The following is a 15,717-nucleotide window of genomic DNA, read 5'->3' on the forward strand; positions in this document are numbered from 1 at the left end:
TACTAAGGGCATTACATCTTTTTAAAGATGATGGAGGTGTTGATGCCGCCAAAGGCGAAGTTGTTACTCATCAAATATCTCACGTCCAGCTCTCGGCCTTGTCCGGCAATGTAGTCTAAATCGCCACATTGCTCGTCGAGGTTTTCTAGGTTGAGCGTTGGGTTGAACCAACCCGTGTGCATCATTTCTAAACCTAGCCACGCTTCAATTGCGCCACACGCGCCTAGTGTGTGGCCAAAGTAACTCTTGAGTGAGCTGATTGGCACTTTGCCCAGAGCATTCGCTGTTGCGTTGCTTTCTGCAATATCGCCGCGGTCGGTGGCAGTGCCGTGAGCAGATACATAGTCGATCTTCTCAGCAGTAATCCCCGCGTTTTGCAAAGCCATTTCCATACAGATTTGCATGGTTTCCATCTGTGGTTGAGTGACGTGTGCGGCATCACAGTTGCTGGCAAAACCGATGATTTCTGCATAGATTTTCGCGCCACGAGCGACGGCGTGTTCGTACTCTTCCAGAACCAGCGTTCCCGCACCTTCACCAATCACCAAACCATCGCGATCGGAGTCATAAGGTCTTGGTGTGCTTTTCGGGTCTTCATTCTTCAGACTGGTAGCAAAAAGGGTATCGAAGACAGCGGATTCCGTTGGGCACAATTCTTCAGCGCCACCAGCAACCATGACCGTTTGGTAGCCGTGTTTGATCGCTTCGTAGGCATAGCCAATTGCTTGGCTGCCAGAGGTACATGCACTGCTGGTTGGGATCACTCGGCCTTTCAAACCGAAAAATAGACCAACGTTCACTGCCGTAGTGTGCGGCATCATCTGCACGTAAGTCGTTGCGGTGATCGCTTTAGTGGTTTTCTCATTCAGCATGACACCAAATGCGCCGATTGCGTCGGTACTACCTGTTGATGAGCCGTATGCGATACCCGTTTGACCGTTGGTTAGCACGTCGTTACCAATCAAACCTGCTTGGCTTAGTGCGTTTTCTGTCGCGACGGTCGCTAATTTGGAAACGCGCCCCATGCCACGTACTTGTTTGCGCTTGTAGTGCTTTGGCAGATCAAAATCTAAAATGGGTGCCGCGAGCTTGGTGTTCAAGCCATCATACTGTTCGTAAGAAGGCATGTATTGCGTCGCGTTCTGGCAGTCACGCAGTTTTGGCTCGACAGATTGCCAATCGTTACCAAACGCAGTCACACCTGACATTCCGGTTACAACAACTCGACGGCTCATACTAGGCCTCCGTTTACCGAAATGACTTGGCGAGTTACATAGCCTGCGATGTCAGACATAAGGTAACTGACTAAACCAGCAACTTCTTCTGGCTCTCCCATGCGGCGCAAAGGAATTTGCGGCATCGCGTGTTCTTTTACGTGTTCGTCTACCATGCCTGTGTCGATAAGTCCCGGTGCAACGCAGTTAACGGTGATTTTGCGTTTTGCCAGTTCAAGTGCGAGTGATTTTGTCGCACCAATTACGCCCGCTTTTGCTGCGCTGTAGTTGGTTTGGCCACGATTACCCATTAGGCCAGAGACTGATGCAAGGGTAACAATTCGGCCGCCTTTGCGCTTTTGCACCATTGGCATAACACAAGGGTGAAGAACGTTGTAGAAGCTATCTAAGTTGGTATGAATCACACCATCCCATTCTTCTTCGGTCATCGCAGGGAAAGCGGTATCTTTTGTGATGCCAGCGTTGTTTACGACGCCATAGTAAGCGCCGTGTTCGGCGATATCGGCTTCTAGCTTCTCACGACAATCTGCACGGTCACTGATGTCGAATTGGATAAGACGACCGCTACCACCATGCTGTTCGATGGTGTTTAGGGTGTCTTGCGCGCCTTGTTGATCGCCCATGTAATGGACAATGATTTGGAAACCATCTTTGGCTAATTGAACGGCAATGGCTTTACCGATGCCTTTGCTGGCACCTGTAACGAGGACTTGTCGGGTCATTGTTGACTCCTGATTTTCATTTCTTGTAATTTTTCTTCTGATGGAACGTAAACGTTCAATTGGCAAGTCGCTACAACAGTTCTTTGTAGCTCAATACGGGCTGAAAAAACCGCCATACCGTTATCTTCCATAACTTTTTCAGCATACACATCGAGCATCTGTCCGCGAGAAAACGTATCGCATTCAGACGTGTATCGACGGCTACCAAGTAAAAAGCCAATCGGTGGCGCTTGTTCTTTCATTAATGCGTGGTAACCAGACCACGCCGCGACAGATTGCGCCATAAACTCAATGCCAACGTAAGCTGGCACAGTTTGAGAGGCCGAGTCGAAGAACGGGTTGTGTTCTGCGATATCAACCTGGCAGTGAATCGTATCTTGTTGAACATCTAAAGCACGATCGACCAAGATCATTGGTTTGTCGTGTGGCAAAAGTTGTTCGATGGGAGGAAGTTTAGTCATGAGCGTAACCAAAAATAAGACTAATATTATTGCCACCAAAAGCAAAAGAGTTGCTGAGAATCGCTTTGTTACCCAGTTTGGTTGGCGTCTCAACTAACGATATATGGATATCGTCTGCTTTGGTTTCGCAGTGTTGTATTGGCAAATCAAGGTTGTACTTGAGAATATGCCAAGCGATAGCGGCTTCCGTTGCACTTGCTGCGCCTAATGTGTGTCCGGTAAGTGGCTTTGTCGAGCTTACGGGAACGGAGTCTCCAAAGCAGCGATGAATGGCTTTGCTTTCCATCGCATCGTTTAACGGCGTTGCTGTGCCATGCGCGTTGATGTAACCAATGTCTTGCGCTGTAAGTCCTGCATTGGCCAACGCTTTTTTCATCGCTTCTTCTGCGCCTAACCCTTCTGGATGTGGTGCGGAAATATGGTGTGCGTCTGAGCTGTCGCCAGCTCCGAGAAGAGCAACGGGCGCAGGTGTTTTGCTTAGCAACATTAATGCTGCGGCTTCGCCGATATTGATGCCGTTGCGATGTTGGTCAAACGGTTTACAAAGAGTATCGGATAGTGCTTCTAAACCGTTAAAGCCGTTTAGTGTGAGGCGACAAATGGTATCCACACCACCTACAATAACCGCATCAACAATGCCAGAGCGAATCAGGCGTTGCGCGGTTAAAAAGACACGACCACTAGAAGAACAGGCGGTTGAAACTGAGTAATGTGGGCCGCTCAAATCAAAGTAGGCGGCAATAAAATCGCTGCAGTTGCCAAGCTCTTGTTTGGTGTAATGGTAGTCGGCAGGAAAATTACCCTTTGCCAGCTTTTCACCAAATGCGATTTCGCCATCTGAAATGCCAGATGTGCTGGTGCCGATCACGACTGCGATACGGTCACGGCCATATTTAGCAATGGCGTCACGCACGTCGCCTTCGATTTGCTGCAAAGCCGAAAGTGCGAGGCGGTTGTTTCTCGTATCAAACTGGCTGAGTGCGGGTGGTAATTGCGGTAACGTCTGTGCGATTCGACCGATTACTGTTTGGCGGCCTGAATTTAAAATATCTCGGTCAACCACCATGTTGGATGGCTTCGCTCCCGATAAACACTGGTGGATGAGCGCGTCATCTTGTCCCATGGCAGAGTGAAAGCCACAGGCCTGAATATACAAAGGTTGAGAAGAGCGAATAGGCATATTGTTATTCTAAATTGTTCTTAATTAATCTGATGTTGCAGTGTTTGAATAGAAATTGAAAACTGATGTTTGAGGTGATGAAAATCAATCTTACCCTCTAACTTGTTAGAAGAGCTGTATTGAATCTCAATGATCTTTTCACCGTCGCTATCAAAGATGGCGCGAGAATTATTTTTATCAATAATTCGCCACCTTACCTCATTTAACGAGCCTTCCCAAGCGGAACTCGGCCAGAGCGTGATCATCAGGTTAAATAATACCTGTTCTGGCTGCGGTAGCGAACCTTGTAAACCGTTGAGCACTTCGGTTTGAATTTGTTCTCCATCGTAAGACAGTGAGAGTACTCTCGTCCCCCAGGATGAGAAGCCTGCCAGCACCACTTCGTTGTTGGTCACTTGCAGTTGTACCGGAAGTTGCTCAGATGTGGGTTTGCCATCTATTGCCCAAGAAGCCGTAATCAACTGACTGGCAGTCAACTGATAACCCAAGCTGGCGGGAGTGGGCAAGCTAACTTGGGTGTGCTCGGCAATATCGACCTGAGGCGTCGATTGGTGAGGTACCAAGCTACATGCACTTAAAAACAGACTCAGTGCGATTAACGTCGCGCAGCGAAAAGCATGGTTAAAAATCATGACGTCGTTTCCTCTGTTTTAATCGCAATCGGAGAGAGCAGCCAAGCGACAAAAATACCACTTAACACCGTAATGCCGAAACTGTGAATCGCGTGAGTTTGGCTTAGTGACAGCAACCCAAATGACAGCACAGTAGTTATTGCCGAAAGGGTGATCGCCAATAGTGTGCTCACGCTGCGGGCTTTCTCGGCAAAGAACAGAGTGTAATCGATTCCGATCCCAAGAATGAGCACCAAGCCAAGCAAGTTGAACAGGTTTAACGCTGTTCCCATCGCGACAGCAGTTGCCAGACCGCAGGCGCAAGCAATCAATGATGGCAGTAAAACTCGCCAACTGTGTTGCAGACCGTACCGCTTGATTAACACCAGAACGATCACAGCACTGGCGGCTACCAATAGCTCCATGATTTTGATTCGGTATTCACCAAATAGGGTGGATATTTCTTCAGCTTTGTTTAGGTAGACAACATCAGACTGTGATTTGGAAAATGCCTTAACAACGGCGGAGTCTTGCAATTGGTTTAACACCACAACCGTTGCCGATTTTCCTTTGATCTTACCCAAATGAAGAAAACGTACAGGTGCTGATACCGGGTTTTGCAAGTACTGCTCAACCGTGACAGGGATAAAGTCGGCGTCCATTTTAGGCTTTTTACTTAAGCTCAGCCCGGAAGCAAGTGGGCTGGATTGTGTCGCGTAAAGATCGCGAATCAATTGATAGTCTTGTTGCTGACGTTCCACTGAGCTCAAGTAGCGACTCAGACTCTGGTAGCTTTCGATGGTGCTGTCCGCTTTCCACGCTTCTAAAGTTGGCGTCAAAGACTCCAGCTTTTTCATTAGGTTTTCGTCATCGTCGGCGGTAACGACCAACATTTGCTGCGAAGATTGCATGCCACTGAGCGTCGTAATCAAGGTTTCTTGCTGCTTGAGATCGTTCGGCATCGTTTGCAGCAGACGAATGTCGTCATCGTAGTTCAATTGCAGCAAGAAAAAGCCACTCGCAACCACACATAACATCGGTAATCCGACTTTAATTCGAGGTTGATTCCAAAGCGTTAACCATTTCGCCAACAGTGATTGTCCCGGTAAAGTCGAAATGGTGCGCGATGGGTTACGAGCCAGTATCGGATACCAAGCCACCACGGTGATGTAAGCCGCAATCAGACCAATGGATGAAAACAGCGCAAGCTGCTGCAAACCAGGAAACGGTGCCACTAACATGCCCAAATAGCCGATCAAACTGGTGATTAAGCCAAGTGTGATCGCTATGAAAATATGCTTTAACCCTTGCTCGCTATCCCATTCATTTCCCGCCGCAAGACGTTCCGTTAGGTAGTGGAATGCGTAGTCGATAGACACACCGATTAAACTTGCGCCAAACACTAAGCTGAACAGATGGACTTTTCCAAAAATCCACGTCGTAACGGACAACGCAACGAGCAAACCAATGGTGATGGAAAGCAGTGCGAGAGACAGAGGCATTACACTACGAAAGACCAGCAAGAACAATGCAATGATACCGAGTAGAGAGAATACACCGATGGTACTGATCTCCGATTTTGCACTTTGCGTACCAAAGTCGGCGTAAAATAGAACGCCAGTATGTGCGACTTCAGCGCCATATTTCTGCGCGACGCCTTGTTCTAGCGCTTGAATATCAGGGACTGCAAGCTGCCCAGTTAGGCTATAAGGTGAGTCTTTTAGCTCGGCAGTAATAAGCAAGTATTGAGCACCGTCTTTTTCGACGGACAGATAGCCGTTATCCAATCGGAAAGAGGACGATTGCTGGGTAACTTGGCTTAAATAATCACGAAATAGCAAGAAAGGGTCATTTTGTAACTCTTGCCCGGTCACTCCAGAAAACGGGTTGTACAGCGACTGAATCACATGCTGCACTTGCTGTTCTGGATTTTGGCTTAAACGCTCTCGTTGTTCAGGCGTCAGCAATTGGAAGCGGTGCTTAAAGTAGTAACTCGCCCAAGCTTGCTGTTCTTGAGGTGAGATTTTTCCCACCACATCGCGAAAATGATTACTTTGGCGTAACCCCTTATCAAATTCAGCGGCCGCTGCAAAAAGGGCATTTTTGTCCGGCGCTGTGATCACGAAAATGACTTTGTCGCTCATACTTGCCGAGACCGACTCAAAGGCTTGCTCAGCCACCGGGTTTTGTTGGTTCTTAGGCAGCAGTTTTAAAATGTTGGTCTCAATCGGAGATTCTGCACTCCAAACCCATTGTTTGAGTAGCAACGCGCCCGCTAAAACAACGAGATTGAGCCAAACCAGAGCAAAGGTATGAGTGCCGAGACTGAGTTTAGAAACGGAATTGAGCGTCTTCGGCATCCGTGAGTTCCTGAGGTAGAGAGGTCTGGTTCGTAAACGTGATTTCGGTCTTATCGCCGCGCAGCTCTTGCAGGGTTAGGCTATCAATATGCGTTTTACCGGAAAGGGTGATGGATTGAAACACCGCATTTAATGGCGACTGTTTTGGCACTAAAACGAGCTGCCACTGATTGTTCTCAACTGAAAAATCGAGTGCGAATTGTTCTTGCAGTGCAGAAGTATCCCCGTGGAACACGGATAAAAACACATGGCTAAAGTAGAACGCCATTGGGTTTTCTTGTGCAGAGATCGTTTTCGGTGCTTGGTCGGCAAAAGTCTGACGAAGTTTGTTTTCCGTCAATACCAAATTGACTGCGAAAGGTTCTGTTTGTTGCCACAACAAGCCATGTGTTTTGCTCAGTGTGAACTGACCTTTAGAGGTTAAAGGTTGACTAAACATTTCCAGATGACGCTGCTGCGTAAAATCTCCGCGTACGATTTCATGCTGAGACAACTGCTGTTGAAGCGATGCCAAATCCGTTACATTTGCTGTAGGTGTGGCCAGTGCTGGAACAGAAAATATCAGCAAAAAAGAGAGTAACCACTTTTGCATTAGTTCAGGCTCCCATGGTTGTGCCATTGCTCTACTTTATCTAAAAAGACTGCTGGAGACACAAAGCACATCTCTTGCTTTTCAATGGATACGGCGACTTGCGTTGTATGCGCTTTGCACATACGTTGATTCGTTTCGGCGTCGTAAATCACGTAATCCACACGCAAGCGGTTTTCCCACTCAGTGAGTTGCGCGGTAATACGAATGGTGTGATTAAACGGAATCGCCTTCACGTATTTAACGCGCGTGTCGATGATCGGCCACATGTACCCAGAGTCTTGCATATCGCGATAGCTGTATTGGATCTTCTCCATCAGCACACGACGCGCTTCTTCAAAATACCGAAAGAAGTTGCCGTGATATATCACGCCCATCGGGTCAGCATCTTGGAATGAGGTGACCATAGTCACCTCCGCTTCTAATGGGTAGAGAACCTGCTCTTGCATTATACCTCCGCGTAGAGTGGCCAATGACGTTGCTGAATGCGTTCAATGAAATGACGCAAATCTTGTTCTAACGGGCGATCTTCAATCACAAATTCAAACTCGCTCAGTACGGCGTCACGAATTACTCGCAAACTCTGACTCATGTGGTGTTCGTCCAATTCGTTATGACGGCGACGAATCTCAACCGCTTGAACGCTTGCTAGGAGTGAAGCCGCAGCAACTTGCTCTGTTAACTCAAGTACGCGTAGACAATCACGAGCCGCAATGGTGCCCATGCTCACTTTGTCTTGGTTGTGACATTCGGTTGAGCGAGAAAAAACGCTCGCTGGCATGGTGTTTTTCAACGCTTCTGCCGTCCAAGCTGAGATACCAATCTGAACCGCTTTAAAGCCGTGGTTGATCGGTTTACGTTCGCCTTCTGCACCGGTTAAGTTAAACGGCAGGCCGTTATTGAACTTGTAATCCATCAGTTGCGCCATCTGACGGTCCAGTAAATCAGCTAAGTTGGCAATGTTCACTTTCAATGTGTCCATCGCCATTGCGATATGACCACCGTAGAAGTGACCGCCGTGCAGAACGCGCTCGTTGTCGCCATCGATAATTGGATTGTCATTGGCACTATTTAGTTCATTCTCAATCAATTGACGTAGCCAAGGCAGTGAGTCTTGAACCATGCCAATCACGTGTGGCGCACAACGCAGCGAGTAACGATCTTGCAGTCGGTCGCTATTGCGTGGCGGACGTTCAGCATTGAGATCATCACGCAGCCAAGCCGCAACTTGCTGTTGACCAGGGTGAGGTTTTACCGCAAACAACGCTTCATCAAAGTGGAAGTCATTACCTTGCATACCCACAGAGGCCATCGCGGTAATCTTGGTGCAAAGCTGCGCTAGGTATTCTGCGCGTTTGTAGGCAAGACAGGCGAGGGCAGTCATCACGGATGTACCGTTCATTAACGCCAAACCTTCTTTTGGTTTTAGGCGAATTGGCTCAATGCCCAGCTCTGCAAACACTTCTTGTGTTGGTCGCACATCGCCTTTGTAAAGCACTTCACGCTCGCCAATTAAGGTCGCCGCTAGGTACGACAGAGGCGTCAAATCGCCACTTGCGCCCACCGAGCCTTCCTGTGGAATACGCGGCGCAATGTCGTGATTGATAAGCGTAACGATTTGGTTCAACAGATCGTGAGACACGCCAGATACGCCTTGCGACAATGAACATAAACGTGTCGCCAACACCGCGCGAGCTTGTTCATGAGAAAGGATTTGACCTAAGCCACAGCCATGGAAGCGCGTAAGGTGCAACGGAAGTTCATCCACAAGAGCAGGTGGAATCGCCACAGTACATGAATCGCCGTAACCCGTAGTCACGCCGTAAATAACGCCTTCTTCTTTCAGTAATCGTTCCAGAAACGCCACGCCACGATCAATTTTCGCGGTAAATTCTGGCGAGGTGTTCATGTTTGCCTTTGCACCTTGAGCAATGGCAACGACATCTTCGATGGTTAAAGATTGGGCACCAAAAGTGATGTTGTGATTATTATTGTTTGTCATGTGGCTGATTACTTAAAGTCCAGAAGTTAAAAAAGTTGTACCACTGTAACGGCGCTTGCAGTGTGTGGTGTTCTAATCTTTGTGCGTACTGTTGAACAACGCGTTCTAGTGCCTGCTGACGCTCCTTGCGTGGTAGCGTGATTTGGTCACTAAAGTGTTCAAAGTACACATTAAAATGCGGAGTGTTTGCTTCGTCGTCGCGTAGGCCGAAGAGTAGGTAAACCGGCGCTTTTAATACCGAGGCCAGCATGAATGGGCCTTGCGGGAATGGTGCGGGTTTACCAAGAAAATCTGCCCAAATGACACGATTTTCTTTGCTGGTGGAAGTGCGATCGCCAACGATCACTACCCATTCGCCTTGCTCGATTTTTTGTTGAAGCAGAATCGCGGTGTCTGGTCCCATTGAGCTGACTTGAATCAGATTCAGTTCCGAATTTGGGTTTACCGCCTTCATTACCGCATTAAATTGTTCAGCGTGTTGGGTAAATACCAAGGCATTGATTTTGACATGAGAGTGTCGACGACCAAGCGCGCGGCAGAGTTCGATATTGCCAAGGTGCGAGCCTAAAATGAGCACGCCTTGTTTTTTCTGCGCCATCTCTTCGAAATGATGCTGGCCGTGAATGGTTAGGTTATCGACGTTAAAGTCACCTTGCCATGCTGCCAGTTTGTCGAGCATGGTTCGCCCAAAAGAAAGCAGATGATGATAGCTGTCCAACTGTTTTGGTAGCGCGATGTTCTGCTGCGCTGCGTAGCGCTGCAAGTTTTGCAGGTAAATCTCAGACGCTTCGCGGGCTGATTTACCCGTGAAGTGGTAGTAGCGCATGACTAGCTTTAAAATCAGGTCGAACGCTTTTCTACCGAACAAGCGGTAAACCGCGAGCAAGGTTTTGATGCCTAAAATTGTGCCTTGTTCTTTTCGTTTCGACCAGTGGGTATTGCTGTCATCTGTGTGACGGCGCTTTTTGGCGAGTAGCGAAGGAATGCGCGGCAACATGCCAAAAAATAGGCGAGTGTGCATCCAGCTTATCTTGACGTTATCCCACAATGCGTCGAAGTGGGAAATGCCACCTTCAGGGTAGATCACGCGAGTTGGAACAAAATCAATATCGACGCCTTCCCAGTACATTCGCACCAGAATTTCGATATCAAAATCCATGCGTTTGCCGATGTTGTACTTGTTCAACACGGCGACCGTTTTCGCCACTGGGTAGGCGCGAAAACCGCACATGCTGTCTTTGATAGACAGTGACAAGGTTTCTATCCACACCCAAACGTGCGTAGCGTAGCGACCATACAAACGGGATTTAGGTACGCTCTCGTCGTATATCGGTTGGCCCGAAATCAGGTTATCTGGTTTTGTTTTGCTGGCGCTGAGCAACTTCGGCAATGCTTCTAGGTCGTGTTGACCGTCTGCGTCGATTTGAATGGTGTGCGTAAAACCAAGTTGGTGAGCTTGATGTAGGCCAGCCATCACCGCGCCACCTTTGCCTTGGTTTTCACTCAAACTAATCAGTTTTATCAGCCCTTGCTCACTCAACGCTGAAAGCGCTTGTTTGGTGTCTTCATTACTGCCGTCGTCCACGACCAGCACTGGCAAATCGAAAGAGGATAACGATGCAACCACGTCTGCAATTGTGCTGCCGTGGTTGTAGCAAGGAATTAAAAAGCAGGGACGGTAATCACTCACGTGACTCACCCAGTTTCATTTTGCCTGAAGAGTGAGTCACCAAGGTTTCACCGTTTTTCGATGTGTACTTAAAGGTCAATTTCTCGCGCTCATTGTCCCAAGAGAGTGAGAGACAAACGTCGGTGTTTGGCAGAATCGGCTCTTGAAATTTGATGACTTCCATTCCTTTAAATACCTTGGGGGTGTTCAAATGTTGAACGGCGTAGAACAACGCCCAGTCAATTTGAGTGACGCCGGGTAAAAGAGGAAAGTGACTGAAATGACCTTGGAAATCTAAGATGTCAGCATCCACACGCAGCGACAGCTCTGCGGTGTGGTCACTCACTTCAATATTCTGAATAGTTGGTTTTCTTTTTTCCATGTTACTAGCTTTATTGGAATAATTTTTCAATTTCAGCAACTTGGCGTTTGCCTTGGCTGTTCAATGGAATTTCGTCGACCACTCGGAATTTTCTCGGGATAGCGATCGGTTCTAACCAATTGCGCAGTGCCTTGCGAAGCTCAAGCCAAAACTTGCCTTTACCAAGTTCATTAAGCACATCACCGCCTTTATCGTTAAGTACGATGATCGAGACTAATGTGAGGCGACCAGATTCTTCCATTGGGATCACCACGCTTTCTTGAACCCACGGCAGTTGCTCTAAACGTTTTTCCACTTCGACAAGGGAAATACGCTTTTCTTCGACTTTGACGATTCGGTCAGTGCGTCCACGCAATTCAAAAGAAATACTATCATGGAAATAGCATTCATCCGCAGTTTGGTACCAAGTGTTTTCATCAATGTGTGGCGAGCGGAGCTTTAAACAATTTTCATGGTTAAGCTCGGCTTCAACACCAGGGAATAACGTCCAAGGAGTGCTGGCTACGTGCTGCTGACGGTAAGCGATGCCGCCGGTTTCTGTGCTGCCAAAGACTTCAATAGGAAGTGACCCAAACAACAGCTGGCTGTGTTGCGCGGCTTGGTTTGGCAGGGGGCCACCAGAAGAAAATACGCACCGAATCGCAACCGGATTATGCTCTTCACTGAGTCGTTTTAGTAACGCAGGGCTGCTTACTAGCGTGGTGTCAGCATCGGCGTGATGGACAATTTGCTCTGGGAACTCAAGGTTGTGTGCTGAAAATGGACGTGCAGAGCACAAAGGCCACAATACGCGGAACAGCAAGCCGTAAATGTGTTGATGAGAGACGGTGCTTTCAACGCGTGTGTTGGCAACCGTGTCGCCCCATAGGTTGTCTAGAATAGACACTTCGACATCGAGCTGTTTCAGCGTTTTTTCAATGGCTTTTGGTTTGCCGCTTGAACCAGAAGTGAATAGCGTCACTGGTATTTGTGCCAGATTCAATTCACGCCAAACATAAGGTTGGTCTACCTGTTGCTCGTGAATCAAGGTGATGTCTACCAATGATTGAGCTTTTACTAGGAGTGAACTCACCTGTTCTGGAACAGAGACATCGGCATCGTGCAGCAATAAATCGTAGTGCTCACTGAGTTCTTTGAGTGCTTCTGGTTGGTAATTACCAGGCAATACAATGGATTTTCCTGCGTGGCAACAAGCAAAAAAGCCAACGGCAAACAGGTAGCTGTTGCCAAAACACAACGCAATGTTTTGCGTTGGCTGGGTTTCTAACTGCTGAGCAAGCGTTACGACGTGCTTCTGGAAATCACCCCAAGTGATAACCGTATCGCGATCGTAAGAGACAGGGGATTGCTCAGACCGCTCTGCGATGAACAAGGTCGCTAGGGAGGTAAAGTTCGAATACGTTGTATTCATACGATTAGTGTTCCTTTCGAACAAATTGACGCACGATCCATTCTCCAGCGAACAAGCCACCAGCAAGTAAGTAGCTGATGAGGCCGTTATAAAGCGTCCATATTTTTACTGGTAGGAAACAGGTATAGAGCGCAAAAGCGGCATTCAGTACAAAAAAAACGCACCAAACCATCGTGACTTTGCGTGTGTAAGCCACGCCACTAGCCGGAAGGTCAGGCTCTTGCAAGCGAGCAAGCCTTTCAATGATTGATTGCGGCTGTTTTAAGCTCAGTCCAAAGACACACAGCATACATACATTGACAACCACAGGGTAAAACTGAAGCCACCCGTGTTGTTTAAACACCATGCCAAGTGTAATTAGAACAATGCCAACAGCGCCCGTAGCGAGCGCCAAGAATTTAAACTCTTTTAGTGGGGTCTTATTTGCGACGAAAACACGCAAAAGTAACGCAGCAATTAACAAGCCCCCGACTAAGTTCAAGCCAAATTTATCTATACCGAAATAGACGGCGAAGGGGTAGGCAAACAGTACAATTGCAGACAGACCAGTCAGCAATTGGCGCATTAACTTTCCTTCAATAACTTAGTGACGGCGTTAACCACATCGTCAACGGTTCTTACAGCACTAAACTCTGCTGGCTTGATTTTTTTGCCAGTGACATTCTGTAGGTGTACGACCAAATCAACGGCGTCAATGCTATCAAGGTCGAGATCTTGGTATAAGTGCGCATCTGACTGAATGTCGGCTGCGTCAATTTCGAACAGCTCAACAAGCGCATCTTTAACTTGTTCAAATACTTGATCTTTATTTACATCAGTCATGAATATACCTACAACTTATTCATTAGTTTGAGAAGAAACGTATTTCGCTAGGTTTGCTACAGAAGCAAAGTGTTCGCGCGTGTTTGAGTCGTCGGCATCAATAACGATGTTGTATTGTTTTTTAATTGCGAGTCCAAGCTCAAGTGCATCGATAGAATCTAAGCCAAGTCCATCACCAAAAAGTGGTGCATCCGTTTCAATATCATCTACGGTTAAATCTTCAAGGTTTAAAGCATCAATAATAAGTTGCTTAATGTCGTTGTGTAACTGTTCCACTGGGACCTGCTTATTAATAAAAGTTTTCTGGAAAAATGTTTTCAGCTAGGTGCTGTTGTAAGCGTCGCGCCGCTATTGTCGGCGACGTAGTTTGCTTTATAAAAGGGTCAATCTCAACTTTATCCTTAACTTCAACCCTGAAAAAAGGCTTTGTTGCCGGTACTTGATACCATTTTTTCTCTTTTGTGAGGAAACTTGGCGTTACCGTAATATGGACAACCCTTAAATCTCGTTCTGTTCTTACCGCAATTTGTGCTGCGCCGCGTTGTAATTTTGGTTCTACACCTGGTGTTGTTCTTGTCCCTTCAGGAAATATAAGCAACACGTTGCCTTTGTTAAATCGTTCATCACAAAGTGCTAATAAATCATCCGGCGCTTCATTGGGAATATATCCGGCTGCTTTTACGATGTGCTTCATAAAAGGATTCGACCATATTGCCGATTTTACTAAACAGTCGCAGCGATTTAATTGTGAAGCGATGAGAACGTAATCGATTAAACTAGGATGGTTGGCAACAATTAAACAATTACGATCTTGTTGAAGAATATCGGCACCAATAATTTCGTAATCGATTGCTCCACTTAACTTCATCAATTTACAAAAGGTGTTGAATGAATATCGAATGGCACCTTGAACTTTATATTCACGTTCCGTTTGATCCGAAACGAAAATACGAATGGTCGGAATAACAATGAAGCTCAGTGCTAAACCACCTAACCCAAATACTGAAAAACAAAAGCCGGTTGCTAGCACACGCCAATACTGATTTAAGCGACTCATTGCTTTTGCCATTCCCAAATTTGTTGCGGAGCGTGAATAGTCCACTTATTTTCATCTGACAAGTAGTGTTGCAAAAACGCTAAGCCTTGTGGCAACGGGTGGTTTGAGCATTTTGTACTGATGCCGCTTTGCACCGTGAAGCCATCTCCATGAGAAAGTATCAAGCCGAGTCCAAACCCTTGGTATTGTTGGTTTTCATATTCTAAATAAGAGTCAGGCATAGGCTCATCAAAATCAACAAGCAGAACTTTTTTGTCAGGATTGTCGGACAAAAACAGCCATGCTTCTAATATTGCACTTTGGAATGTGTTTTCTGCCGCAGCGATCGAAGTTAGGGGGATGGGCTGTTTGGTTGCAATAGTGGCAAGCCCTGCGGCGGTATTATGCACTGACTGAGAAAAAGCCATCGGAGACGCTTCTTCACCGTTAATAATATCTTTAACTAACGCAACACTGCGATGCAATTCGCCATGACGACTCGAAAATACGAGGTAATCAACCTGATGTTGATTAAGCAATTCGATTGCCGTTTGCACTGCCAGTTTGCTAAGTGGACTCATTCTTCTGCGCATCATCGCAGGAATATCTGCAACATTGATTTTGCCATCTTCTGGCCATTTTATCTCTGTTGCCCATTGTTTCCATTCATTGGATTCGGATAAACCGAATGAATTCGCTGTCCACGCATCAATATTGAACGAAATGTTGATCTTCGAGTTTGGCATATTGGGTTAAATTGTTTATTTTACAGCTCGATACAAATTGGGCTTTACCCAAAGTCATAATAAAAAGGAAATTATCATGTCGCGTTTTAAGCTGTATGTCTCGTTATTATTAACTTTGCTTCTTGTCGGTTGTGGACGAGTACAACCTGTAATGAATGTGGAGGATACTCCAGTTGCTTATGATCTTCAAAATAAACAAGTAAAAATGGCCATTGTGCAATCGGCAACCAACCGAGGTTGGACGATTGAAGAAGTAAGCCCAGGCGTTCTTATTGCAAAAATTCACGTTCGTAAACACTTTGCAGAAGTAAAAATTCCATATAACAACAAATATTACTCAATTATTTATCTCAACTCAGTAAATCTAAAAGCCAGTGATGGCAAAATCCATCGCAATTACAATCGTTGGATAAACAACTTGAATGTTGATATTCAACGAGCTATTGCATTGTTAGGCTCTCAGTCTAAACAATAAAAATATTAATTGCAGT

Annotated in this window: 18 protein-coding genes; 1 reads left to right on the forward strand and 17 read right to left on the reverse strand. The window is 46.6% G+C overall.

Going from position 1 to position 15,717, the window contains the following annotated elements:
- Window positions 1-11 precede the first annotated feature (11 nt).
- From MSG33_RS18105 to MSG33_RS18185, 17 genes are read right to left on the reverse strand one after another with little or no spacing between them, the layout of a single operon-like run.
- Window positions 12-1,235: a beta-ketoacyl-ACP synthase gene (locus MSG33_RS18105; RefSeq protein ID WP_248381641.1), complete on the reverse strand. Its 1,224-nt coding sequence runs from the start codon at window positions 1,233-1,235 to the stop codon at window positions 12-14.
- A complete protein-coding gene (gene fabG, locus MSG33_RS18110) occupies window positions 1,232-1,957 on the reverse strand; it encodes a 3-oxoacyl-ACP reductase FabG (protein WP_029837311.1) in 726 nt (241 codons plus the stop codon). Before fabG ends, MSG33_RS18105 begins: the two co-directional genes overlap by 4 nt.
- Window positions 1,954-2,418, reverse strand: coding sequence for a hotdog family protein (locus MSG33_RS18115; protein WP_248381643.1), 465 nt, complete (start codon window positions 2,416-2,418; stop codon window positions 1,954-1,956). The genes fabG and MSG33_RS18115 overlap by 4 nt, the downstream gene beginning before the upstream one ends.
- On the reverse strand, window positions 2,411-3,598 hold the full coding sequence (locus MSG33_RS18120) for a beta-ketoacyl-[acyl-carrier-protein] synthase family protein (RefSeq protein WP_213903594.1): 1,188 nt from the start codon (window positions 3,596-3,598) through the stop codon (window positions 2,411-2,413). The genes MSG33_RS18115 and MSG33_RS18120 overlap by 8 nt, the downstream gene beginning before the upstream one ends.
- Before the next feature lie 20 nt (window positions 3,599-3,618).
- The gene (locus tag MSG33_RS18125; RefSeq protein ID WP_104969184.1) at window positions 3,619-4,230 is read right to left on the reverse strand and encodes a DUF3261 domain-containing protein; all 612 of its coding nucleotides are present in this window, start codon (window positions 4,228-4,230) and stop codon (window positions 3,619-3,621) included.
- Entirely contained in the window at window positions 4,227-6,569 is a 2,343-nt protein-coding gene (locus MSG33_RS18130; RefSeq protein WP_248381645.1) for an MMPL family transporter, read from the reverse strand. The genes MSG33_RS18125 and MSG33_RS18130 overlap by 4 nt, the downstream gene beginning before the upstream one ends.
- A complete protein-coding gene (locus tag MSG33_RS18135) occupies window positions 6,541-7,161 on the reverse strand; it encodes an outer membrane lipoprotein carrier protein LolA (protein ID WP_248381683.1) in 621 nt (206 codons plus the stop codon). Before MSG33_RS18135 ends, MSG33_RS18130 begins: the two co-directional genes overlap by 29 nt.
- Window positions 7,161-7,607 carry an acyl-CoA thioesterase gene (locus MSG33_RS18140; protein WP_005388315.1) on the reverse strand — a complete coding sequence of 149 codons (447 nt, stop codon included), beginning with the start codon at window positions 7,605-7,607 and terminating at the stop codon, window positions 7,161-7,163. The genes MSG33_RS18135 and MSG33_RS18140 overlap by 1 nt, the downstream gene beginning before the upstream one ends.
- Window positions 7,607-9,160 carry an aromatic amino acid ammonia-lyase gene (locus MSG33_RS18145; RefSeq protein WP_248381647.1) on the reverse strand — a complete coding sequence of 518 codons (1,554 nt, stop codon included), beginning with the start codon at window positions 9,158-9,160 and terminating at the stop codon, window positions 7,607-7,609. The genes MSG33_RS18140 and MSG33_RS18145 overlap by 1 nt, the downstream gene beginning before the upstream one ends.
- Entirely contained in the window at window positions 9,147-10,850 is a 1,704-nt protein-coding gene (locus MSG33_RS18150) for a glycosyltransferase family 2 protein (protein ID WP_248381649.1), read from the reverse strand. The genes MSG33_RS18145 and MSG33_RS18150 overlap by 14 nt, the downstream gene beginning before the upstream one ends.
- Complete coding sequence (locus MSG33_RS18155; protein ID WP_248381651.1) at window positions 10,843-11,211, reverse strand: 3-hydroxyacyl-ACP dehydratase; 369 nt, start codon at window positions 11,209-11,211, stop codon at window positions 10,843-10,845. Before MSG33_RS18155 ends, MSG33_RS18150 begins: the two co-directional genes overlap by 8 nt.
- 10 nt (window positions 11,212-11,221) lie before the next feature.
- Complete coding sequence (locus MSG33_RS18160; protein ID WP_248381653.1) at window positions 11,222-12,622, reverse strand: AMP-binding protein; 1,401 nt, start codon at window positions 12,620-12,622, stop codon at window positions 11,222-11,224.
- A gap of 4 nt (window positions 12,623-12,626) precedes the next feature.
- On the reverse strand, window positions 12,627-13,187 hold the full coding sequence (locus tag MSG33_RS18165) for a hypothetical protein (RefSeq protein WP_145474319.1): 561 nt from the start codon (window positions 13,185-13,187) through the stop codon (window positions 12,627-12,629).
- Window positions 13,187-13,444: an acyl carrier protein gene (locus MSG33_RS18170; protein ID WP_248381655.1), complete on the reverse strand. Its 258-nt coding sequence runs from the start codon at window positions 13,442-13,444 to the stop codon at window positions 13,187-13,189. The genes MSG33_RS18165 and MSG33_RS18170 overlap by 1 nt, the downstream gene beginning before the upstream one ends.
- Window positions 13,445-13,459: 15 nt before the next feature.
- Complete coding sequence (locus MSG33_RS18175) at window positions 13,460-13,720, reverse strand: phosphopantetheine-binding protein (RefSeq protein ID WP_005382278.1); 261 nt, start codon at window positions 13,718-13,720, stop codon at window positions 13,460-13,462.
- A 13-nt stretch (window positions 13,721-13,733) separates the two neighbouring features.
- Window positions 13,734-14,501, reverse strand: coding sequence for a lysophospholipid acyltransferase family protein (locus MSG33_RS18180; protein ID WP_006742871.1), 768 nt, complete (start codon window positions 14,499-14,501; stop codon window positions 13,734-13,736).
- Window positions 14,498-15,226 carry a beta-ketoacyl synthase chain length factor gene (locus MSG33_RS18185; protein ID WP_248381657.1) on the reverse strand — a complete coding sequence of 243 codons (729 nt, stop codon included), beginning with the start codon at window positions 15,224-15,226 and terminating at the stop codon, window positions 14,498-14,500. Before MSG33_RS18185 ends, MSG33_RS18180 begins: the two co-directional genes overlap by 4 nt.
- A 76-nt stretch (window positions 15,227-15,302) precedes the next feature.
- Here MSG33_RS18185 and MSG33_RS18190 point away from each other — a divergent pair, with 76 nt between their 5' ends.
- A complete protein-coding gene (locus tag MSG33_RS18190) occupies window positions 15,303-15,701 on the forward strand; it encodes a hypothetical protein (RefSeq protein WP_005390458.1) in 399 nt (132 codons plus the stop codon).
- The last annotated feature ends 16 nt before the right edge of the window (window positions 15,702-15,717 follow it).

Origin of the sequence: Vibrio sp. 1CM7H, from assembly GCF_023161645.1 — a bacterium.
Lineage (GTDB): Bacteria > Pseudomonadota > Gammaproteobacteria > Enterobacterales > Vibrionaceae > Vibrio > Vibrio diabolicus.

Bases quoted from the DNA above. Each gene is read 5' to 3' on its own strand.
- MSG33_RS18120 (WP_213903594.1), bottom strand. From the start codon at position 3,598: ATGCCTATTCGCTCTTCTCAACCTTTGTATATTCAGGCCTGTGGCTTT.
- MSG33_RS18115 (WP_248381643.1), bottom strand. From the start codon at position 2,418: ATGACTAAACTTCCTCCCATCGAACAACTTTTGCCACACGACAAACCA.
- MSG33_RS18140 (WP_005388315.1), bottom strand. From the start codon at position 7,607: ATGCAAGAGCAGGTTCTCTACCCATTAGAAGCGGAGGTGACTATGGTC.
- MSG33_RS18105 (WP_248381641.1), bottom strand. From the start codon at position 1,235: ATGAGCCGTCGAGTTGTTGTAACCGGAATGTCAGGTGTGACTGCGTTT.
- MSG33_RS18155 (WP_248381651.1), bottom strand. From the start codon at position 11,211: ATGGAAAAAAGAAAACCAACTATTCAGAATATTGAAGTGAGTGACCAC.
- MSG33_RS18165 (WP_145474319.1), bottom strand. From the start codon at position 13,187: ATGCGCCAATTGCTGACTGGTCTGTCTGCAATTGTACTGTTTGCCTAC.
- MSG33_RS18145 (WP_248381647.1), bottom strand. From the start codon at position 9,160: ATGACAAACAATAATAATCACAACATCACTTTTGGTGCCCAATCTTTA.
- MSG33_RS18125 (WP_104969184.1), bottom strand. From the start codon at position 4,230: ATGATTTTTAACCATGCTTTTCGCTGCGCGACGTTAATCGCACTGAGT.
- MSG33_RS18170 (WP_248381655.1), bottom strand. From the start codon at position 13,444: ATGACTGATGTAAATAAAGATCAAGTATTTGAACAAGTTAAAGATGCG.
- MSG33_RS18160 (WP_248381653.1), bottom strand. From the start codon at position 12,622: ATGAATACAACGTATTCGAACTTTACCTCCCTAGCGACCTTGTTCATC.
- MSG33_RS18180 (WP_006742871.1), bottom strand. From the start codon at position 14,501: ATGAGTCGCTTAAATCAGTATTGGCGTGTGCTAGCAACCGGCTTTTGT.
- fabG (WP_029837311.1), bottom strand. From the start codon at position 1,957: ATGACCCGACAAGTCCTCGTTACAGGTGCCAGCAAAGGCATCGGTAAA.
- MSG33_RS18190 (WP_005390458.1), top strand. From the start codon at position 15,303: ATGTCGCGTTTTAAGCTGTATGTCTCGTTATTATTAACTTTGCTTCTT.
- MSG33_RS18130 (WP_248381645.1), bottom strand. From the start codon at position 6,569: ATGCCGAAGACGCTCAATTCCGTTTCTAAACTCAGTCTCGGCACTCAT.
- MSG33_RS18135 (WP_248381683.1), bottom strand. From the start codon at position 7,161: ATGCAAAAGTGGTTACTCTCTTTTTTGCTGATATTTTCTGTTCCAGCA.
- MSG33_RS18185 (WP_248381657.1), bottom strand. From the start codon at position 15,226: ATGCCAAACTCGAAGATCAACATTTCGTTCAATATTGATGCGTGGACA.